The sequence below is a fragment of the Nocardia sp. TBRC8007 genome (genome assembly GCF_056629435.1).
Map to the genome: position 1 here is coordinate 119,576 of NZ_JBWSOR010000005.1, position 18,951 is coordinate 138,526.

Genomic DNA, 18,951 nt, shown 5'->3' on the forward strand with positions numbered 1-18,951 from the left:
ACGCACGCGCCCGTAGCTCAACGGATAGAGCATCTGACTACGGATCAGAAGGTTAGGGGTTCGAATCCCTTCGGGCGCACCATATTTACGCTCCCGACGCGTTCGAGATCGTGCTTCGGTCTGGAGCGCTGCCACCTGCAGGCGCACGTGCTCGTATTCGGCGATGCCCGGTCCGTGAAAAGCTCAGCGAACTTCGTCGCGTGACGTGGTGTCCGAAGCTGTCACCATGGGATTTATGAGCCACAACGGTGTCCCAGTCCTGTACGCGATCGTCACAGGTTCTCCCGCAGCGCGTGATGTCGGCACGTTGGTGAAACTGGCCCAGGCCGAAGGCTGGGACGTATGCGTGATCGCGTCTCCGGACGGTCGCCGGTTCATCGATGCCGGAGCACTCGAGGCCAAGACCAGATATCCGGTGCGCAGCCAGTACAAGGAACCGGACGCACCCGATGTACTACCGCCTGCCGACGCGATGATTGTCGCGCCGATCACCTGTAACTCGCTCGCTAAGTGGGCGGCCGGGATCTCCGACACGCTACCGCTCGGGTTGCTGGTCGAAGCGGTCGGCAAAGGGCTGCCCGTGGTGGCTGTGCCGTTCTCCAACTGGGCACAGCTCCGTTTTCCCGCCGTGCAGGATGCCATACGCAAGTTGTCGGACTGGGGTGTGACCGTGCTCGGCGGAGACGCGGCATACGAACAATACGAACCGGGTGCCGGAGAGAACTACCTCCATCGGTTCCCCTGGTCGTTGGCTTGGCGCTCTCTGCTCGACCACTACGACGGCCTGCATAGCAGATGAGTGAACTTCCGACAGTAGTCGAATGGTGGCCGAACAGCACTCTGGTACCACCAAAACACTCCGCTCGTCTATGGGCGAAGCAGGGTTTGAGACACCCGATCAGTGATCGAGACTGTCGAGCTTTCGGGCTTGCGTGATCGCGAGCTCGATCAGGCCGAGCAAGCCGCCGTCTGATGCGTTGGTGAACTGCCGCACTGGTTCCGGCAGGACCTCGGGGTACTCGCCGACCGCGTAGTAATGCAGCGTCGCATCCCGCAACTGCTGTAGTTGGAACGTGTTCAGTTGCTCTTGGTGAATCATGGGGGTGGAACACGACCCGATTGTGATGCGGTCGATGACCCATTGCTGCGGCACCAACGATAGGTTGTGTGCGTCGAGTCCGACGTGCAGCTGTCGGCCGCGTTGACTTTCACGGGAGTGGGTGTGTCCGTGCAACAGCCACTGTCCGCCATCGGGATGCCGCCATTCCTCGAACCTGTTCACCGACGTGTGATCGCCTTCAGCGTCGCCGCGGAAGGGGAAGTGTGACAGCAGGACTCGATGGCCGGTGATCTTGTGTATTGCGGTCTGCTGCACGCTGTCGAACGCCTCCAGGTAGACGCGCTGCCACCGCGCGGCTTTCGAACGCATCGGGTGGCAGCCATCGTGATTGCCGCATATCAGATGTTTGCGGCCACTACGGTGCGACAGCCAACGCAGGGCGGCCGTCTCGTTCTTGGTGCCGCCGACCGAGATGTCGCCGAGCACCCACACCTGATCGTCGGCGCACACTCCCTGATCCCAGAGCCGCGCGAGTTCGGCGTCATGTGTGGCGGCGTCCGGAAATCCACGGCTCTCGGCAACCATGCGATGACCGATATGGAGGTCCGCAGTGTAGAAGATTCTCATCACGCGCTCGGCTCCACGCAAATGCCCGCGTAATCGGTATCGGTAGTCAGGGTAACCAGACCGAATGTTTTCGACTCGACAACGCCCTCGAGAAGAAGATCCACTCTGCTCAGTCCTTCACTTACAGAACTCGACCACCCACAGCATGTGTGGCAGTAGCGATATGTACGCCAGAATATGTCAGATTGCGGCGTATATCGTGATTGAACTCGGTGGAGGCTCACTTCCAGGTGGGGAGGGTAGGTAGATCGCCGGTCAGACCGGACCCGGTGCTGCGTCCGAGTAGCCATGCGGCGAGTGCTGCCGCAGTGCCGGTGATGGTACGGGTAGCGGGGGAAGTGCCGATGTCGGCGGCGCGGTCGGTGTCAGTGGTTCGGATGGTGAACGGTTCGAGGGAGGTATCGGCGGCGCGGCGGGTCATATCGGTGGTGACTTGATGGAGAATACGAGTGAGGAAGGGAGCGGGCCAATCAGCAGGATGGTAGCCCGCGTTCAGGTCCACATGGTGGATTTCGACCTCTTGTAGGCGCATCCAAAGTGCTTCGGCGGCGGGGATCGGGCGACCCTGACGGGTGCGGACCTGCGCTTGCCAAGTGTGCTCCGGCAGTGACCGAGCGAGCCCGAGCAGGCGAGTCGCGGCGGCCTCATTGTCGATGAGTTGTTCGGCGAGCGGACGTGCCGCGCCGGCCTCGATATCGTGATTGCGGAGAAAAACACTGGCATACTGTGGCATTTCGATGCCAGTGTGCGCCCACAGCAGCAGGTTCACCAGACTATCGGCATTGCGGGCTAGATGGGCAAGGACATGGCCGCGGGTCCAACCGGGCAGTAAGGAGGGCTCGGCGACGGCATGCTCGTCGAGGCCGCGAATGGTGTCGAACAGTCGGGCGGTCGCCTCGGCGAGAGTGTCGAGCTGCCCGGAGATCTGGAAAGCAGCGGTGGTCATGATCCTGACCCTACTGATTCGAACCCCCGATCTCCGCAACTCGAACTCGGTCCGCTGTATCCGACCGCACAGCTGCGGTGTCGTAGTGGCGGGCAGGGGTTCGAGCCTGCGGACGGCAGATGTGTGGGCGTGCTAGGTGACCGCAGTCAGCTCGGTTCGGCCCACTCGTGGCTCTCTTTGCGCGCCGAAGTGGCCAGCGCGAGCAGCCACAGCGATATCGCTCCTACCTGGATGCGTTGGGCAATGCCGAGAGCGTAATTGCCGGTGAGATTGTCGGCGACCAGCAACCACACGGTCGCCGTCGACCCGATAGTCAGCGCGACCAGCCCGAACCTCCGCAGAACTCGCCAGTGCCTATACCGGAACGCGGCCAGGCTGAAGGAGAACGCCGCGGTGGCGATGGCGGTGATTGCCAGGGTGCTGGTCAATGCGTGCAGTTGATGCAGTTGCGGGAACAATTCGTTGGAGCCGCCGCACTTGTTCGCGCTGGAGGCGCAATCGCGCAACGGTAGGAGCGCATCTGCGATGGTTGCCGCGCCGAAACAGAACAGGGCCACCCAGCCGGTCGTGGTGAGCCTGCGACGAGGGAAAAGCAGCAGCCCTGCGGTCGCCGCCGATACCAGCAATGCGCCCGCGATGATGTCTGCAGTCGCGAATACCTGTCGGTATGGCTTGCCCTGTGCGTCTAGTTCGCTGAGGAAAGAGCCGACCGGGTCCAGATTGATCTTCAGCACGAACTGAAGCATCCAGGATGAATAGCACAATCCCGCGATCGCGAGCGCCGCCCCGACCATCGCCGAGGGCAGTCTATTGTGCTTTTCGGCGAGTTCTGGGCCACCCATCACAACCCTATTGTGCTGCTTTGGTATATCAGTTTGTTGTTGGCTAACGGTGTGATCGCACACAGCTTTGCCACCAAGGACACAGGGTCTTGTCAGCTTCACCGGGCACGCTGAACGACAGTCGTAATCGGAGGAGGTTCTTATGTTCGACTTCGCGACGGCTATAGCTGGAATAGCCATCATCATGATGATGGTGCTGTCCGGCTATCTGGCCTCACATGCGCCGCGCTCTGTGGTTCGGGTCCGGCACCGTTAACGCGCGGCAAGCGCTGTTTGGACGCGGTCGGCCGCACTGACGGGGTCTTCGTGTTCCCAGATGCGGATGACACGCCACCCTGCCGCGCTCAGCGCCGCGTCGGTGGCACGGTCTCTGGCTACGTTTCCCGCCAGCTTGGCGGTCCACCATTCGGCATTGCGCTTCGGATCAGTGGCGTGTTCGGGGCAACGGTGCCAGAAACAGCCGTCTATGTAGACCGCGACCCGGCGGCGTGGGAATACGAGATCCGCGCGGCGGCGCTGCCCGCGGATCGGCGCGCGATCGACGAAATAGCGTAGGCCGCGTCGGTGCAGTTCGCGACGCAGCGCTAGTTCCGGATTGGTTCCGCTGCGGCGCTGACGCGCCATCCGCGCGCTGGTGACCGCATCTGTGCTCGGCTGCCGCGTCATGCCGCCCAGCCGCCCATCCGGTCGAGATGGTTTTCCACATCGGCGAGGAAGCCGGATGGAAAACGCAGACTTCCCATGGTGGTTCGGCGCAGGAATCCGGCCGTGGCGCGGGCGGAGAGTAGTTGAGCATCGGTGAGGAAGTGGGTCAGGTCTTCGTACGGCTCGTGCACCGGCCAGGTAGATATGGGCACCCTGTATGCCGATCCGGCGCGGCCCCACGCGGCGATCGGCCACGGTGCGCCTGTTGCCAACGGCTGATCAACGAGTATCGGTTCGAGTGGCGCGGCCAGCCGGGCGCCGACCCATGCCGCCATCCGCACGCTTACCGCATTGCCGACCAGCTTCCAGCGATGACCGTTGCGCACACCAGGTGTCTCCAGCGCAGGCGTGCTCCAGCCCGCATCGAACCCCTGCAAACGTTCGGCATCGGCGATACCAGGGGTGACGAGCTCACCGGACGGTAGCCGCACTGCGGGCGGGCTGGCAATGCCGAGCGCCGAGCCGCCTTTCAGAGTTGGTACCGCGTTTACCGCCCAGCCTAGTCCGCGCACTCCCTCGGTCCAGTAGAAGCCACAGGGATCGAGTGTAGGGTCGCCGACCGTGCGCGGCCCTGCGTCCTCGCCGAACAGTACCCCGCGAGGGTCTTCAGTACGGGAAGCCAGCATCAGAACCCGCTGACGACGTTGTGGCAGGCCGAATGCGCGTGCGTCCACTACTCGGTAGGCCCAGGTGTAGCCGAGTTCGTCGAGCGCACTGGTGATATGTCGCATCGCCGCGCCTCGGCCGAGCTGCAGCATGAAGGGCACGTTTTCGATCAGTAGCCAGCGTGGACCGCGTTTGCGGCGCACTAGCCGGAACACCTCGTCGACCAGGCCGGAACGGGTGCCGGTGATGCCTGCGGTGCGGCCTGCCTGAGAGAGGTCCTGGCACGGAAATCCCGCTGCGACCAGCTCCGTTCCTGCAGGGATGGCGCGTAGTCGGGTGATATCGGAATGCAGCGGCACATCAGGGAAACGAGCGGCGAGCACGCTTTGGGCGCCTGGCTCGATTTCGCATAGCAGTTCGGTGTGCCAGCCGTGCCTGCCAAGGCCGAGTTCGAGACCACCGATTCCGGCGAAAAGCCCGACCATCAGCGCGCCTGTCACGACCTTCCTTTCTCCTGTCTGCACCGGACCTCGCCGTGTCCTATGCCTCGGGAGCAGGTTACTCGAGTCGTCCGGGACGATCGGCGAATAATGCAGCCGAGGTCCCGGCAGCAGGTACTGCCCGCGTGTCACACGGTGTGATCGAGGTGCTTTTCCAATAATGCACAGAGACGATTGTCCGAGGCTGTGATGATCGGCTGATCTGTCCGCGCTCCAGTGCCATCCGCGCGGGCTGCCCACGATCCAGGTGGGGCGCTCAGGCATGCGCTTTCTGTTCGACAAGTTTCCAGTAGCTCGACAAGTTCCCAGCAGCGAAGCCAAGAAAGTGAGCGATCATGCAGACTCCCTTCATAAGGAACGGAGAATTCCCCTCTGTCGTGGTCAGCAGCCTCGCGGCGACCACATCCATCGCTGGCGACGTGGACTCCATGTGGAAGGGACTGCTCAATGGTGAGAGCGGTATCGCTGCCCTGGAGGACGACTTTGTCGGCCAGTTCGAGTTGCCGGTGCAGATCGGCGGCCACTTGAAGTTCGCACCCTCCTCGTATCTCACCAAAGAGGAGAGCCGCGGGTTGTCCTACGTGGAGCAGATGGCCATCGTGCTCGCTCGTGAAGTCTGGCGCAATGCGGGCAGTCCAGTGGTAGACAAGCACCGGCTCGGAGTATCTCTCGGCACTGGACTCGGCGGCGCCGACGCAGTCATCGATGCGCGGGACAAACTGGCCAATGGCGGTTATCGCAAGGTTTCGCCGTATTCCGTGCAAGCGACGATGCCGAATGGGGCAGCGGCATGCGCTGCCTTGGAACTCGATGCGCGGGCAGGCGCGCTGACGACGGTGTCGGCCTGCTCGTCAGGAGCGGAAGCGATCGCCAACGCGTGGAAGATGATTGTCATGGAGGACGCCGACATCGTGGTCACCGGTGGCGTGGAGGGTTCGATCCAGGCCCTCGCGATCGCGGCATTCACGATGATGCGTGCTATGAGTACTCGTAACGATGCGCCGAAGCGCGCCTCGCGGCCGTTCGATATCGATCGCGACGGCTTTGTTTTCGGCGAGGCGGGCGCGATGATGGTGATCGAGACAGAGGAGCACGCGAAGGCACGCGGCGCGACCATCCACGCACGTCTGCTCGGCGCAGGAGTCACTTCCGACGGTTTCCACCTCGTCGCGCCCGATCCAGAGGGCACAGGTGCGGCGCGTGCGATAACGCGCTCCCTGCAGACCGCCGGTCTGGCCAAGGACGACATCACGCATGTCAACGCGCACGCTACCGGAACTCCGATCGGCGACACGGCAGAGGCGTATGCGATTACCGCGGCCATCGGTACCCATGCGTCGGTGTACGCGCCGAAATCGGCCCTTGGTCACTCTGTCGGCGCGGTTGGGGCGCTCGAATCGGTGATCACGGTGCTCAGCCTGCGTGACGATATTGTGCCGCCTACGCTGAACCTGGAGAATCAAGACCCTGAGATCGATTTGGATGTTGTGCACGGCCAACCCAGGCCAGGGCGCATCGACTATGCCGTGAGCAACTCCTTCGGCTTCGGCGGGCATAATGTCTCGCTCGCTTTCGGCCGATATTGACCGCAGTGGGCTGGGATACCTTCTAGCTTTCCGACGCTTCGCTATCGACCTGTGTTCGGTGTCATTGCACGGCCCGTGTGGCTGTGCGCTGGAAAAGGATAGGGCGATGATCGACGAAACCTTCGACGACTACCTGGACGATCAGGGCAATATCACGATCCCGGGGAACAAGACCCTGATCGACTTCGTCGATAAGCACAGTGTGGAGAACGGCGAGGGTCTCGCGTACCGCTACATCGACTACTCGCGCGAACGCGATGGGGAGCACTATGAGCTCACCTGGCAGCAGTTCGGTGTGCGGTTGCGTGCGGTGGCGGCTCGGCTGCAGCAGGTAACCGAGCCGGGTGACCGGGTGGCGATTCTCGCTCCGCAGGGTCTCGGCTACGTCGTCTCGCTCTTCGCTGCGGTGTATGCGGGCAGCACCGCTGTCCCGCTGTTCGATCCGGAGGAGCAAGGTCACACCGACCGGTTGCGTGCGGTGCTCGGCGACTGTACGCCCGCTGCGATTCTCACGGTCAGCTCCGCTGCTAACGGCGTGCGGAAATTTTTCCGACACCTGCCCGCAGCGCAGCGCCCGCGCGTCATCGCGGTGGAGGCGATTCCGGACACCGTCGGCGCGTCCTGGGCGCGACCGGACATCGATACCGACAGCGTCGCCTACCTGCAGTACACTTCGGGATCTACCCGAACGCCGGTCGGGGTGGAGATCACGCACCGTGCGGTGGGCACGAACCTGTTGCAGATGATCGACGCTATCGGTGTTACCGAGCATTCCCGCGGGGTTACCTGGTTGCCGTTGTTCCATGATATGGGCTTGTTGAGTGTGATCCTGCCGACCATTGGGGGCGGTTTCATCACGATCATGTCGCCGAGTGCGTTCGTACGGCGTCCTTATCGTTGGATCAAGGAGCTGGCCGCGGCCTCCGATGGTGCGGGAACTTTCGCAGCCGCGCCCAATTTCGCGTTCGAGCATGCTGCGGTGCGAGGTAAGCCGAGACCGGGCGAGGAATTGGATCTATCCAATGTGATCGGGTTGATCAACGGTAGCGAGCCGGTCTCGGTGTCGTCGATGAAGAAGTTCAACGACGCTTTCGGGCCCTATGGGCTGCCGGAAACAGCGATCAAGCCCTGCTACGGCATGGCGGAGGCGACGTTGTTCGTGTCGGCGACCAGGTCGCAGGACAAGGCGAAGGTGATCTATGTCGATCGTGCCGAGCTGAACCTAGGACGCATGGTCCCGGTAGCGCCAGATGCCGAGAACGCTGTCGCGCAGGTGTCCTGTGGTTATGTCGCGTTGTCACAATGGGCGGCGATCGTCGATCAGGAGCACGGCACCGAGCGGCGCGACGGCGAAGTCGGCGAGATCTGGCTACACGGTGCGAACATGGGCACCGGATACTGGTCCCGTCCCGAGGAGACCGACGCCACTTTCCGCGCCGCACTGATCGCACGGCAACCAGAAGGCAGCCATGCGGAGGGCACGCCGACGAATGCCCACTGGATGCGCACCGGTGATTACGGGGCCTATCTCGACGGCGAACTGTACATCATCGGCCGGGTCAAGGACCTCATCATTGTGGATGGCCGCAACCACTACCCACCGGACCTGGAGTTCTCCGCACAGGAATCCAGCACGGCGCTGCGGCCCGGTTTCGTCGCCGCGTTCTCTGTGCCTGCCAACGAACTGCCCGAGGTGGTCTTCGAGCAGAGCAGTCGTTTCGGCCTGACATTCGATGCCGAGAACACCTCCGAGCAGCTCGTGATCGTCGCCGAACGCAATACCGGCGCGGGCAAGCTGGAGTCCCAGCCGGTTGTCGACTCTGTGCGTACCGCGATCGCCCAGCGTCACGGGGTCATGGTGCGTGATGTGTTGTTGGTGCCCGCAGGCTCGATCCCGCGCACCTCCAGCGGCAAGATCGCTCGTCGCGCTTGCCGGGCGGCCTATTTGGCGGGCACGTTGCGTGGCGGCTATCAGCAGCAATCATTTCCGGATGCCCCGCAGGGATGGGAATCGGAGTCCGCGGTGACCGGCTGAACACCCCGCACTGCTATATAGGCCGCTTCAGCAGGTGCGCAGTGCGCTGGGTGGCGTTCATTACGCTGTGGCTGTGTAAGTCAGTTCTGAACTTCGCTTACGGTAGGTGTGTGATAACCCCAGCCTCCGATCTCGAGAGCCCCGGCAGGATTCCGCGAGGATCCCGCTGGCCTGCGGTCCTCACGTGGCGTGCCCATGACGCATCGCGGATGGAGTCGGTACGGGTGACGCTCGCCGGAAACCGTATCCGCGCCACTGGGCGCATGATCGGTGGCGAGTGCGCGGAGCATTCGGCGTTCAGCGCCTCATATGACCTGGTAACCGACGAGAACGGCGCTACGAAACGGCTCTCGTTGCGGGCCACGACCACCGCGGGGGAACGGCAGGCCTCGATCGCTCGTGACGAAGAGAACTACTGGCTCATCGACGCGGGTGGCAGTCATGTCCGTTCCACTTTCGCCGGCGCGCTCGATGTGGACGTGGTGCTCAGCCCATTCTTCAACACTCTGCCGATCCGCCGCTACGACCTGCAACATGCGGCCGAGGAGATTCAACTCCCCGTAGTCTATGTTCGACTGCCCGATCTACTCGTCCAAGAGGCCACACTAATCTACAGCAGCGCTGTCGACGGCATCAGTGTGTTGTCCCCGGTCTCCAGCGCGACCGTTACGGTGGACGCGGACGGTTTCCTCTTGGACTACCCAGGCTTGGCCCAGCGGATCTGAACGTGCGGTTCAACCCAGCTGAGTGAGTACCCCGCCGCGAGCGCCTGCCGCCCGTAAGCTCTCTAACCAATTGTGGTCGCCTGGGTGAATGCCGGTGATCTCCCAGCGCCGGGCTGATTCATAACGCAGTCGCGCATGGTGCCCCGTCTCGGTCAGGTCCGCGAGTGAATTCTCCGCACGCAGCTGGTCGCGTGTGGTGTATAGCACACGGAGGGTTTCGTCCAGCACCTCCAATAATGCGCCGGAATTGGGTTCGCAGATCGCGCGAACCAGATCCGGTGCGGTGCCTGCGACGCGGGTGCCGTCGCGAAACGATCCGGCGGCCAAGCCCAGCGCGAGGTCACCGCCCGTGGCGCCTGCCAGTGCCAGTGCCTCAGCGAGGACATGTGGTAGGTGGGAGATGCGGGCGACAGCCCGATCATGCTCGGCCGCCACCACCGGAACAACCACCGATCCGCAAGCAAGAGCCAGCCGCACTACTCGCGTCCACGGGTCGGCCCCGACTCCCTCATCCACCCCGACGGCCCACACCGCGTCGTGGAACAGGCCGGGATCGGTAGCAGTCCATCCGGATTCGGACGTTCCTGCCATCGGATGGCCGCCGACGTACCGGTCGGTGAGATCGTGTTCGCGCACCGCCGCGGCAACTGGCCCTTTCACACTCACTACATCGGTGAGCACGCAATGCGGCGCGAAGGTCGCGATCGCAGAGAGCATACGGTCCACTGCGGGCATCGGTACCGCGATAACGACCAGCGCGTCGGTTTCCGCGGCCCGGCGCAGTGCGGCGGGCAGGTCCTCGGTGACGTCGAATCCGTCGGCGCGTGCGGCCCGCGCACCGGCAGGGGTGCGGTTGTACCCCCACCCCGCGTAACCCGCGGCGACGGCTGCACGCAGCAACGATCCCCCGATTAATCCAGTGCCGAGCACACACACGGGCGCTTTTTTCGCCGAAGTCACCAGAACAGATTGGCATACGACTTCAACATTTCCGTTCGAGCCGACTACCGTTGCGGCCATGGCAGCACAGCGCTCGGGCACTAATGGGGCGGCGTCGGCCGATTACGATGACGTAGAGGGGTTCGCAGTGGCGGTTGTCCGCGAGAGTGGCAAATGGCGATGCAGTCCGCTGAGCCGGGCTGCGCTTACCGATTTGTCCGCCGCGGAAAACGAACTGAAGGCTCTGCGCAGCTCTGGTGCTGTGTTCGGATTGCTCGACATCGATGACGAGTTCTTCATCGTGCTCCGGCCCGCACCGAGTGGAACCCGGATGTTGGTCTCGGACGCGACGGCCGCGATCGACTACGACATTGCCGCGGACGTGCTCGACACCCTGAATATCGACATCCCGGACATCGACCCAGACGAACTCGACAATGTCGAGCCCTGGGAAGAGGGCGACCTCGGCGTGCTCGCAGATCTCGGCCTGCCCGAACCGGTGCTGAGTGTCATTCTCGCCGAGACAGATCTCTATCCGGACGAGCAACTCGGCATGATCGCCCAGCGGCTCGGCTTCACCGACGAACTCTCCGCGGTGCTGGACAAGCTGCCGCGCTGACGTGGGAATTCTGTCGGACGGACCGTCCCGCGCCGCAGCCGGTATCTCGAATGTGGATATGGTGCGTGCCGCCCTGGTCACCGCGGCGACTGTCAGGGCGGGAGACGTGCCCGTCGGGGCAGTGGTGTTCGACGCCGCCGGAAGGGAGCTGGCGCGCGCGGCGAACGCGCGAGAAGCGCTCGGCGACCCGACCGCGCATGCGGAGATCCTGGCACTGCGTCGTGCCGCAGCTGTCCATGGTGACGGGTGGCGGTTGGAGGGCACTACCCTCGCTGTCACGCTGGAACCGTGCACCATGTGTGCGGGCGCGCTGGTGCTCGCCAGAGTGAGTCGGTTGATCTTCGGCGCGTGGGAGCCGAAGACCGGCGCTGTCGGCTCGCTCTGGGATGTGGTTCGCGACCGTCGGCTCAACCACCGGCCCGAAGTGCGCGGCGGAGTGCTGGAAACCGAATGCGCGGCGCTGCTCGACGAATTCTTCCGTGCCCAACGTTGATCTGTGGTCACCGAGGCCCTGTGATTACCACGGTGGACCTGGTGATTTAGCTATCCGACGCCGGTCCGGTATGGTTGTCGGCGGTGGCGTGTCCGAGCGGCCTAAGGAGCACGCCTCGAAAGCGTGTGAGGGGTAACCCCCCTCCGAGGGTTCAAATCCCTCCGCCACCGCCATAGCCCTCTTCCTGTTTCCCGAGGCAGAGGGCTTCTTCGTTTCCGATGTCACGCCGAGTCAGGCGCTCTTGCCCACACTCGGCAGACTGTACGCCGCGTGAATCGCCGCGGCAGCCCGGTCTAGGTCACTGTCGAACAGGTCCGAGCACACCCGTAGTATGACGCTGGCGTCGGCATGACCAAGCATCCGAGTTGGCGCGAGCACGTCCATGTTGGCCGACGCCGCAAGTGAGGTGCAGGTGTGTCGGAGGTCGTGCGGCGTGATCTTGTGGACCTTCGCCCGTTTCACCGCTCCAGCGAACCATCTGCCCGATGACTTCGGTTGGGGCAGGTAGTTCACGCCATCGCCGAACACCAGCGCATCGTGGTTGCGGCCCGTGCACCTCACCGACAGTTTGTCTAGGACGAATTGCGGAACCGGCACCGCGCGAACCTTGCGGTTCTTGGTCTGTCGACTGCGTGTTCGACGCCGAACTGCACAGCATTATCGGCCACGGTCAGGCGGCGGAGAAAGTCGATATTGTGGCGGTGCAGCGCGACCGCTTCACCCCAGCCGGTATCACAGTAGGCTTGGCTGAATACTAGCGCGCGGCGTTCAGGGCCGGACTCTTCGGTGAGCCGATGGATATTATCAGCGGTGAGAATCGTATTCGCGGCACCTACCTTCGCGCTCGATCCTGTTCTGACTCAGCGTTTCTGGTCCAACAGGAATGCTACGGTACCCGCAGAGGTGAACGCTGTGTCTTGGGGTGGGCTAGATGGATTGAGCTGGCAAGTCCGATGCCGGCTCAATCTATCCGGTCGGCATGGAAGGAGAATTCGGCTGAACTACGGTCAGCGCCAGCGATTCATGCTCCGTGAGAGATCGACGTGTAGGCCGGCCATTGGGTGTGGGTCTTTGAGGACGGCTCCGCCGCAGTGCTCGAGGCTGGGATGATGGTCACGTCGATGCTGAGGCGCCGGGCGACGATGGTCAAGGCGGCAAACCAGGTCATGGCCGAACAGTTACGGCATCTGCTCGACCCAGGCTTCGGCAACCCCCAGCCTGATCTCGGGCATTATCCACAGAAGATCAAAATTCTTATATGAGGCCCAGTAAACTTTGGCCGGGCATTGGGCGCCTACCTCAATGCTGTGGTGACGCTGCCCGGTTGATGGCCCCGGCCGCCTGAACAAGGTGCTGCCACAATCGAGGGCGTCCAAACCAACTGAGTTGACGATCAAACTTAGGCTTGCGTCGCTGGAGTTGCTGCGAAACCGGTTTCTATAACCATGATTACGCACGGCTCATTGCGACGGTCTGTTTCGTGTACGGCCTCCATCAAGTGGGTTGACATCAGTGTCATCCACCACTCCCAGGGTGGTTCCGGGGCTACCCCACGCTCTGCTTCGTCAGCGATTTGGCGGTAGTAGGTGTGGAGTTCCTGTGCGGTGAAGAGGATTTCGATCGGGCGCTCCAGTTTGCGGTCACCACGCGAGCTGACGAGCAAATGCCCTTGGTCGGCTTGGCTGATGCCTAGTGTCCAATCCCGTCCAGCTTGGACAACCGACTCGATGAGTTCGGTGCTGGTTGGATCAGACACGGCAGCCTCCTCCGGGATAGGCGGTGATGGTATCGCCGCTGTTGCCAAACTCCGCAAGCACCCTCACGGAACCAGTCAAGGAGAAATCCCGGATTCGCTGCGACGAAGCAGGGTGATGTGGGGGCATTCCGATAACCTGCGCGCGCCGGTGCGATGTGTCGGCTATCAGGACAGATCCAGGTGGTTATTCATCGCTTTCGCGGCCTCGGCGAGTTCAGGGAGTTCGATCACCTCGATGCCGTGCTGTCGCAGCTTCTCCACTCCGACGCAGTTGGCGACGAAGGTCGATGGTTCGCGCCACGCGATTACCACAACCGGAATGTCGGCGGCGAGGATGCGGTCGGTGCATGGCAGACGGGCGGTGGTCGCGCGCTGGGAGCAGGGCTCGAGGGTGCTGTAGAGCGTTGCCCGGCGCAGCCGGGTATCGTTCGCGCCGAGTTTGCCGAGGGCGACTTCCTCGGCGTGCGCCTTGGGTTCGGTCTCGCGGGAGTAGCCGGTCGCGATTTGCTGTCCATCGGCCACGAGCACCGCGCCCACGGAGAATGCGCCCGCTACGGTGGGGCACCGTCCAGCCAGTTCGATGGCGCGCGTCATCCAGTGATGGTGGCCTGGTTCGGTCACTGGCTCTCCTTCGGGTGGTAGCGCAACACGGCGACGTCGCCGAGTTGGGTGACCTCGACCAGTTTCATTCTGCGGGTCGGACCGCCAGGAAATCGTGCGGGGTTCAGCAATCGCGGGGCGCTGGAGTCGCCGACCAGGTTCGGGCCGATCGCGAGCTGAAGCTCGTCGGCGAGTTCGGCCGACAAGAACGCGGTGTGCAGGTGGCTGCCACCTTCGACCATGAGGCGTTGGACACCGCGGTCGCCGAGGTCATCGAGCAGAGCGCCGAAATCGACTGTTTCGCCCAGCGCTACAACCTCGGCCAGGTCGCTGAGTCGTTCGCTTGCTTTCGCCGCCCCTGCCGTTGTTGTGTAGACGACGGGTCGGTGCTCGGCGGTGCCGTGGTGCCAGAATTCGGCGTCCGGGTCGAGGTTGCCACTGGCGGTGACGGTCACCTTCAGTGGCTGTGCGGTGCGTCCAGCAGCAACGCGTTCCTGTTGCCGGGTTCGGCTTTTCACGATCAGACGGGGGTTGTCGTTGCGGATGGTCGTCGCGCCGATCAAGATAGCGTCGGAGTCGGTGCGAATTCGGTCGACGCGGTCGAAGTCCTCGGTGTTGGACAGCAGCAGTCGTTGCGGGCTGGTGTCGTCGATGTAGCCGTCGATGCTGACCGCGACCGACAAGAGTACGTATGGGCGGACCATGATGGGACGAGTGAGTGACATGAGGACCACCTCTTCAGAGCCGGGCCTGGCTACGTATCCAGACCTGATCGGTTTCATCAGCACCCGCGCCGACCGGGAGCAGCTGGTCGAGGGTGTCGTTTACTCAGCTGCTCAGCGTAATAGCTGGATAAACCGGGATCTGTCTGCCTCGATACCGCGGTTGGCTTCCTTGTGTCGCTGCCGTGATACGGCATGCGGATTCCGGAGCCTGTCACGGTCACCAGTAGCGATGGGTATTCGGTGGGATCGGGGTACAGGCCCGATATGGAAAGCGCGGTGAGGGCGCATTGCCAGATGCGCTGTCACGCAGTCCGCGTGAGAGAGGGATACTGAAATCAGAAATGTAATTGTCTTGGTCTGGTTACTGGTCGGCATGGTAGCCGCAGCGCAACGCGACTACTTCGACAGCAGTCCGGTGAACTGCGCTGGTTTTGCCACCGTCGCCGTCACTGTTATAGCGGGTCCACTCAATTACCTGGGCGTGGATCCCAAGATTTCGGATTGCACTGTGCCACAACCAAGCTCGTAGCACAGTAGGGATGGTGGCCGGTTGAGTGGGTGTTTCGTTCGCCCGACCCTCGCAGGATCGAGCCAAGTGAGCGGAGTGATCCAGGAGGATGTGAATCTCAAGTATTTCAATTATTTTCGGATGCGCGTCGGGCGAATGTATGGAGGTACCGGCCGATATTCCGGGTATCTGCCGATATTCCGGGTATCTCCTGTGCACGGAAAGCATGGAAGGAACCGAAGATGCGCGACCATCAATCTCGTGTGTGGGCCAGGCGTGGCACGGTCTCCCGGCTGTTCGGGCTACTGCTGCTGATCTGGCTGGCCATCGGGCTGCTCGCAGCCGGTCAGCGAAACTATTTCGACAGCGTTCCCCCGGACGACTGCGCTCGTTGGGCCACGATCGCCGTGACAACACTCGCGGGCCCGCTCAACTATGTGGGTATGAATCCGAAAGTCGGCTCCTGTCAACTCCCGCAGCCGAGCCAGTAAAACGCTTTGGCGGAAAAGATCTCGGTAGAAACGACTCGGCCCCGCACCCGAGTTATGGGGGCGGGACCGAGCGATAGTCATCGGATCAGCTGACGCCGACCGGCTCCTTCCCGGTCTCGGTCGCACGCTGCCGCAGCTCGTGCAGCTTCGCACCTTCGATGTCGATTTCGGGCAGGATTCGGTCGAGCCACTTCGGCATCCACCACGACCACTTGCCCATCAACACCAGAAGTGCGGGCATCAGCACCATGCGGACGATGAACGCGTCCAGCAGCACGCCTACAGCCAGTGCGAAGCCGAACGACTTCGTTGTCACGTCATTTTCCAGCATGAACGAGCCGAACACCGAGATCATGATGATCGCCGCCGAGGTCACCACGCGTGCACCGTGGTGATAGCCGGAGACCATCGAGTCTTTGGCGGACTTGCCGTGCACGAACTCTTCGCGGATGCGGGTCACCAGGAAGACCTGATAGTCCATCGCGAGACCGAACACCAGCCCGATCAGCATGATCGGCATGAAGCTGACCAGCGGATGCGGATCGTCGACCAGGCCGAGCTTGCCCTCCTGGAAGATCAGTACGGTCGCACCGAAGGTCGCGGCCACCGACAACAGGAACCCTAGCGCCGCGGTGAGCGGCACCAGGATCGACCGGAACACCAGGATCAGCAGGACGAATGCCGCACCCGCCACGATCGCCAGATAGGGCACGATTTTGCTGAGCAGCACATGGTCCATATCGGCGTATACCGCCGTGGTGCCGGTGATGCCGTACTCCATACCGTATTCGGCCTTCAGCTCACCCTCGGCCTGCCTGGCCTCCCGCACCAGGTCTTTGGTGTCCTGGTTATTGGGTCCCGACTTCGGCACACCGTTGAGCAGCACGCCCTGTCCGTCTTCGCTCCATTGTGGCGCGGTCACGTAGTCCATATCGGGATAGGAAGTGAGCTTGGCGCGCAGCGCCTCGACTGCGGCCTCGCGCTGCTCGGCGGGCACATTGCCTAGATCGGCAGCCACATTCAGCACGCCGTTGCTGCCTTCGCCGAAGCCTTGGGTCCGCAGCTCGTATGCCTTACGGATGGTCGAGGTCTTCGGCATGCTGTCTTCACCGGGCAGGCCGAGATTCAAGCCCGTCGCAGGTAAGGCGAGCGCGCCGAGCACCGCGACGCTCAGCGCCAGCGCAACGCCGGGAGCCCTGCCGATCAGCCGTCCGAAGCGCATGCCGTTGGTGACCGCGGTATCGTCCTCGGGGTCGTGCTGGGCCACCAGTGGCAACTTCGGCTTGAACAGGGTGCGACCGAACGCACCCAAGATCGCCGGCATGAGTGTGATCGCGGTGAGCACGGCGAAACCGGTGGCGATCGCGCCACCCAGGCCCATGAAGGTCATGAACTGGACGCCGACGATGCTCAGACCCGCCAGCGCGATAATGACCGTCAGGCCGGCGAATACCACTGCGGATCCGGCGGTGCCGAGCGCGGTGCCCGCGGCTTCCTCTGGTGAATCCCGTACCGCCAGCTCGTGTTTGTATCTGGACACGATGAACAGCGCGTAGTCGATGGACAGCGCGATGCCGATCATCAAGGCGAGGAATGTGGTGAAGCTGGGAACCTCGATCACCGAGGTGCCGAGCGTGATCAGCGAGAGGGCCGCGCCTACGCCGACGAGTGCGGTGACGAGTGGCACGAATGCGGCGATGAGCGCGCCGAACGCCACGATCATCACGACCAGCGCAACCGCGGAGCCGATCGCTTCGGACCTGCCGCTCGGAGTCTCCGGCTTCTGCATGATCGAGCCGCTGATCTCTACCGTGAGCCCGGCATTACGCGCATCGTTCGCTACCGTCTGCACCGCCGCCCGATTCTCGTCGGTCACATCGGCGATCTTCTCGATCGTGAACGGGACACTGAGCACCGCCACTGTGTTCGGCGCGGTCTCGCTGAGCACGTTCAGTGGCGCGCCGCTGCATTTCGCCGGGTCGGGATTGTCCAGGCAGCCCATCTTCTCAGTGGCGTCGACCGGGTTGACGATCGGCTTGCTGTGATCGATTATGTTCAGCCCGCCGAGCTCGGCGATGAACGCGTCCAGCGCCACCCGGTTCGCCGGGTCGGTCAGCCGCTGCCCTTCGGGCGCGCCAATGACATAGGTACCGGTGACCGCGTTGGGTTTGAAGGCAGCGGAGGCACCGGGAAAGCGCTTGTCGAGGATTTCGTTGGCGCGGTCTGCGGGCAGGTTCGGCATGCTGAAATCGTCGGTGGTCGATTTGCCGAATACCGCGCCCAAGCCGACGAGGAGCACCAGTAAGGCGAGCCAGGCCGGGAGGACTATCCATTTGCGGCGGAAGGCGAACTTCCCCCATCTATACAGGTAAACGGACACGAGTGGTCAACTCCTAGCGGTAACTGGGACTGTGCCGGGTCTGCGTGTAGACAGCACTTGCGGGCATCCTGCGTGCCCGCCTCCACTGACACTCTCTGCCTACCGTGCGGTAGGTAGACTACCCAGTAGCTAAGCGGAGGTTCAACCTCGACTCTGTGGGTGATATTCGCCGAGCGAGTATGTAATGAGAGGATCACCCGATGAATGTCCGGGACGCACCAGATATCGTTGTCGCAGGTGGAGACACTAAAATCGCGATTCGCGATGCGGCGGTGAAATTGTTCGCGGCCAAGGGGTTCGAACAGACGAGTCTGCGTGAAGTCGCGGATGCGGTGGGAATCACAAAGGCATCGCTCTACTATCATTACGCATCCAAACTCGATCTGCTGCTGGCGATCATGGATCCGGTTGTCGATAACATGCGGGCGGTGGTCGACGATCTCGATCACGTTCCGTATGGCCCGGATGGCATCCGCCGAGTCCTGCGAACCTATCTGCGCGGTCTGCTCCAACACCGTGACGCCGGAGTACTCGTAATGCGTGACACGGTGGCGATCGTCAATGCGATGGCCGACCGCTGTCCGGATATGATGAGCGAAACTCAGGTGCTACGGGAATGGCTCGCCGGACCGGATGCCACCGCGGCGGACCAGCTGCGCGCCAGTGCGGCGCTCGAGGTGATCGGGGTCGCGCTGATGTCCAAGGAACTGGCGCCGAACGCGGATGACGCGCTGGTGGAATCATTGCTGTTGGACGCGGCGACGTGTGTGCTCATCGCCTGCGCCACCGCGTAGATTCGAGCTACCCA

At 62.8% G+C, this 18,951-nt stretch carries 21 protein-coding genes and 2 tRNA genes; 12 read left to right on the forward strand and 11 right to left on the reverse strand.

Annotation, left to right across the window (positions count from 1 at the left end):
* The first annotated feature begins 6 nt into the window (after positions 1-6).
* Both ACX4ZE_RS07760 and ACX4ZE_RS07765 read left to right on the forward strand, forming a co-directional pair.
* Positions 7-82, forward strand: a tRNA-Arg gene (locus ACX4ZE_RS07760).
* Positions 83-235: 153 nt separating this feature from the next.
* Positions 236-799, forward strand: coding sequence for a flavoprotein (locus tag ACX4ZE_RS07765; RefSeq protein ID WP_480272635.1), 564 nt, complete (start codon positions 236-238; stop codon positions 797-799).
* A 99-nt stretch (positions 800-898) separates the two neighbouring features.
* Here the strand turns inward: ACX4ZE_RS07765 and ACX4ZE_RS07770 are convergent, their stop codons facing one another.
* The 5 genes from ACX4ZE_RS07770 to ACX4ZE_RS07790 all read right to left on the reverse strand — a co-directional run bounded on the left by ACX4ZE_RS07770 (position 899) and on the right by ACX4ZE_RS07790 (position 5,271).
* Positions 899-1,687 carry a metallophosphoesterase gene (locus ACX4ZE_RS07770; protein ID WP_480272636.1) on the reverse strand — a complete coding sequence of 263 codons (789 nt, stop codon included), beginning with the start codon at positions 1,685-1,687 and terminating at the stop codon, positions 899-901.
* Between the two features lie 220 nt (positions 1,688-1,907).
* Complete coding sequence (locus ACX4ZE_RS07775) at positions 1,908-2,633, reverse strand: maleylpyruvate isomerase family mycothiol-dependent enzyme (protein ID WP_480272637.1); 726 nt, start codon at positions 2,631-2,633, stop codon at positions 1,908-1,910.
* Positions 2,634-2,779: 146 nt separating this feature from the next.
* Entirely contained in the window at positions 2,780-3,475 is a 696-nt protein-coding gene (locus ACX4ZE_RS07780) for a DUF998 domain-containing protein (protein WP_480272747.1), read from the reverse strand.
* A 252-nt stretch (positions 3,476-3,727) separates the two neighbouring features.
* Complete coding sequence (locus ACX4ZE_RS07785; protein WP_480272638.1) at positions 3,728-4,141, reverse strand: very short patch repair endonuclease; 414 nt, start codon at positions 4,139-4,141, stop codon at positions 3,728-3,730.
* Complete coding sequence (locus tag ACX4ZE_RS07790; RefSeq protein WP_480272748.1) at positions 4,138-5,271, reverse strand: DNA cytosine methyltransferase; 1,134 nt, start codon at positions 5,269-5,271, stop codon at positions 4,138-4,140. The genes ACX4ZE_RS07785 and ACX4ZE_RS07790 overlap by 4 nt, the downstream gene beginning before the upstream one ends.
* A gap of 350 nt (positions 5,272-5,621) precedes the next feature.
* Between ACX4ZE_RS07790 and ACX4ZE_RS07795 the strand changes: the two genes are divergently transcribed.
* From ACX4ZE_RS07795 to ACX4ZE_RS07805, 3 genes are all read left to right on the forward strand, one after another.
* Positions 5,622-6,872 carry a KasA/KasB family beta-ketoacyl-ACP synthase gene (locus tag ACX4ZE_RS07795; RefSeq protein ID WP_480272639.1) on the forward strand — a complete coding sequence of 417 codons (1,251 nt, stop codon included), beginning with the start codon at positions 5,622-5,624 and terminating at the stop codon, positions 6,870-6,872.
* A gap of 106 nt (positions 6,873-6,978) precedes the next feature.
* Positions 6,979-8,907, forward strand: coding sequence for a long-chain-fatty-acid--AMP ligase FadD32 (gene fadD32, locus ACX4ZE_RS07800; RefSeq protein ID WP_480272640.1), 1,929 nt, complete (start codon positions 6,979-6,981; stop codon positions 8,905-8,907).
* A 110-nt stretch (positions 8,908-9,017) separates the two neighbouring features.
* Positions 9,018-9,632: a putative glycolipid-binding domain-containing protein gene (locus ACX4ZE_RS07805; RefSeq protein ID WP_480272641.1), complete on the forward strand. Its 615-nt coding sequence runs from the start codon at positions 9,018-9,020 to the stop codon at positions 9,630-9,632.
* Between the two features lie 9 nt (positions 9,633-9,641).
* Here ACX4ZE_RS07805 and ACX4ZE_RS07810 read toward each other — a convergent pair whose 3' ends face one another.
* A complete protein-coding gene (locus tag ACX4ZE_RS07810) occupies positions 9,642-10,595 on the reverse strand; it encodes a prephenate dehydrogenase (protein WP_480272749.1) in 954 nt (317 codons plus the stop codon).
* A gap of 55 nt (positions 10,596-10,650) precedes the next feature.
* Here ACX4ZE_RS07810 and ACX4ZE_RS07815 point away from each other — a divergent pair, with 55 nt between their 5' ends.
* The 3 genes from ACX4ZE_RS07815 (at position 10,651) to ACX4ZE_RS07825 (ending at position 11,856) form a co-directional block, all read left to right on the forward strand.
* Positions 10,651-11,190: a tRNA adenosine deaminase-associated protein gene (locus ACX4ZE_RS07815; protein ID WP_480272642.1), complete on the forward strand. Its 540-nt coding sequence runs from the start codon at positions 10,651-10,653 to the stop codon at positions 11,188-11,190.
* Positions 11,191-11,248: 58 nt separating this feature from the next.
* Positions 11,249-11,683 carry a nucleoside deaminase gene (locus ACX4ZE_RS07820; protein WP_480272750.1) on the forward strand — a complete coding sequence of 145 codons (435 nt, stop codon included), beginning with the start codon at positions 11,249-11,251 and terminating at the stop codon, positions 11,681-11,683.
* Between the two features lie 82 nt (positions 11,684-11,765).
* Positions 11,766-11,856 (forward strand) — tRNA-Ser (locus ACX4ZE_RS07825).
* A 58-nt stretch (positions 11,857-11,914) separates the two neighbouring features.
* On the opposite strand, the gene ACX4ZE_RS07830 is transcribed toward ACX4ZE_RS07825, so the two are convergent.
* A complete protein-coding gene (locus tag ACX4ZE_RS07830) occupies positions 11,915-12,280 on the reverse strand; it encodes a site-specific integrase (RefSeq protein WP_480272643.1) in 366 nt (121 codons plus the stop codon).
* Positions 12,281-12,315: 35 nt separating this feature from the next.
* On the opposite strand from ACX4ZE_RS07830, the gene ACX4ZE_RS07835 reads away from it, so the two are divergent.
* Complete coding sequence (locus ACX4ZE_RS07835; protein ID WP_480272644.1) at positions 12,316-12,441, forward strand: hypothetical protein; 126 nt, start codon at positions 12,316-12,318, stop codon at positions 12,439-12,441.
* 363 nt (positions 12,442-12,804) lie between these two features.
* Entirely contained in the window at positions 12,805-12,945 is a 141-nt protein-coding gene (locus ACX4ZE_RS07840) for a hypothetical protein (RefSeq protein WP_480272645.1), read from the forward strand.
* Between the two features lie 137 nt (positions 12,946-13,082).
* Here the strand turns inward: ACX4ZE_RS07840 and ACX4ZE_RS07845 are convergent, their stop codons facing one another.
* From ACX4ZE_RS07845 to ACX4ZE_RS07855, 3 genes are all read right to left on the reverse strand, one after another.
* Positions 13,083-13,439, reverse strand: a complete 357-nt coding sequence (locus ACX4ZE_RS07845; RefSeq protein WP_480272646.1) for a hypothetical protein — start codon at positions 13,437-13,439, stop codon at positions 13,083-13,085.
* 165 nt (positions 13,440-13,604) lie between these two features.
* Positions 13,605-14,060, reverse strand: coding sequence for a deaminase (locus tag ACX4ZE_RS07850; protein WP_480272647.1), 456 nt, complete (start codon positions 14,058-14,060; stop codon positions 13,605-13,607).
* Positions 14,057-14,764: a RibD family protein gene (locus tag ACX4ZE_RS07855; protein ID WP_480272648.1), complete on the reverse strand. Its 708-nt coding sequence runs from the start codon at positions 14,762-14,764 to the stop codon at positions 14,057-14,059. Before ACX4ZE_RS07855 ends, ACX4ZE_RS07850 begins: the two co-directional genes overlap by 4 nt.
* 750 nt (positions 14,765-15,514) lie before the next feature.
* Here ACX4ZE_RS07855 and ACX4ZE_RS07860 point away from each other — a divergent pair.
* Complete coding sequence (locus ACX4ZE_RS07860) at positions 15,515-15,763, forward strand: hypothetical protein (RefSeq protein WP_480272649.1); 249 nt, start codon at positions 15,515-15,517, stop codon at positions 15,761-15,763.
* An 85-nt stretch (positions 15,764-15,848) separates the two neighbouring features.
* Here ACX4ZE_RS07860 and ACX4ZE_RS07865 read toward each other — a convergent pair whose 3' ends face one another.
* Entirely contained in the window at positions 15,849-18,143 is a 2,295-nt protein-coding gene (locus tag ACX4ZE_RS07865) for an MMPL family transporter (protein WP_480272650.1), read from the reverse strand.
* A 200-nt stretch (positions 18,144-18,343) separates the two neighbouring features.
* Between ACX4ZE_RS07865 and ACX4ZE_RS07870 the strand changes: the two genes are divergently transcribed.
* On the forward strand, positions 18,344-18,937 hold the full coding sequence (locus ACX4ZE_RS07870) for a TetR/AcrR family transcriptional regulator (RefSeq protein ID WP_480272651.1): 594 nt from the start codon (positions 18,344-18,346) through the stop codon (positions 18,935-18,937).
* The last annotated feature ends 14 nt before the right edge of the window (positions 18,938-18,951 follow it).

Excerpts from the sequence above, each read along its gene's own strand:
- ACX4ZE_RS07860 (WP_480272649.1), top strand. The coding sequence starts at position 15,515 with ATGCGCGACCATCAATCTCGTGTGTGGGCCAGGCGTGGCACGGTCTCC.
- ACX4ZE_RS07765 (WP_480272635.1), top strand. The coding sequence starts at position 236 with ATGAGCCACAACGGTGTCCCAGTCCTGTACGCGATCGTCACAGGTTCT.
- ACX4ZE_RS07780 (WP_480272747.1), bottom strand. The coding sequence starts at position 3,475 with ATGGGTGGCCCAGAACTCGCCGAAAAGCACAATAGACTGCCCTCGGCG.
- fadD32 (WP_480272640.1), top strand. The coding sequence starts at position 6,979 with ATGATCGACGAAACCTTCGACGACTACCTGGACGATCAGGGCAATATC.
- ACX4ZE_RS07770 (WP_480272636.1), bottom strand. The coding sequence starts at position 1,687 with ATGAGAATCTTCTACACTGCGGACCTCCATATCGGTCATCGCATGGTT.
- ACX4ZE_RS07820 (WP_480272750.1), top strand. The coding sequence starts at position 11,249 with ATGGTGCGTGCCGCCCTGGTCACCGCGGCGACTGTCAGGGCGGGAGAC.
- ACX4ZE_RS07855 (WP_480272648.1), bottom strand. The coding sequence starts at position 14,764 with ATGTCACTCACTCGTCCCATCATGGTCCGCCCATACGTACTCTTGTCG.
- ACX4ZE_RS07870 (WP_480272651.1), top strand. The coding sequence starts at position 18,344 with ATGAATGTCCGGGACGCACCAGATATCGTTGTCGCAGGTGGAGACACT.
- ACX4ZE_RS07815 (WP_480272642.1), top strand. The coding sequence starts at position 10,651 with ATGGCAGCACAGCGCTCGGGCACTAATGGGGCGGCGTCGGCCGATTAC.
- ACX4ZE_RS07840 (WP_480272645.1), top strand. The coding sequence starts at position 12,805 with ATGCTGAGGCGCCGGGCGACGATGGTCAAGGCGGCAAACCAGGTCATG.
- ACX4ZE_RS07775 (WP_480272637.1), bottom strand. The coding sequence starts at position 2,633 with ATGACCACCGCTGCTTTCCAGATCTCCGGGCAGCTCGACACTCTCGCC.
- ACX4ZE_RS07795 (WP_480272639.1), top strand. The coding sequence starts at position 5,622 with ATGCAGACTCCCTTCATAAGGAACGGAGAATTCCCCTCTGTCGTGGTC.
- ACX4ZE_RS07790 (WP_480272748.1), bottom strand. The coding sequence starts at position 5,271 with ATGGTCGGGCTTTTCGCCGGAATCGGTGGTCTCGAACTCGGCCTTGGC.
- ACX4ZE_RS07785 (WP_480272638.1), bottom strand. The coding sequence starts at position 4,141 with ATGACGCGGCAGCCGAGCACAGATGCGGTCACCAGCGCGCGGATGGCG.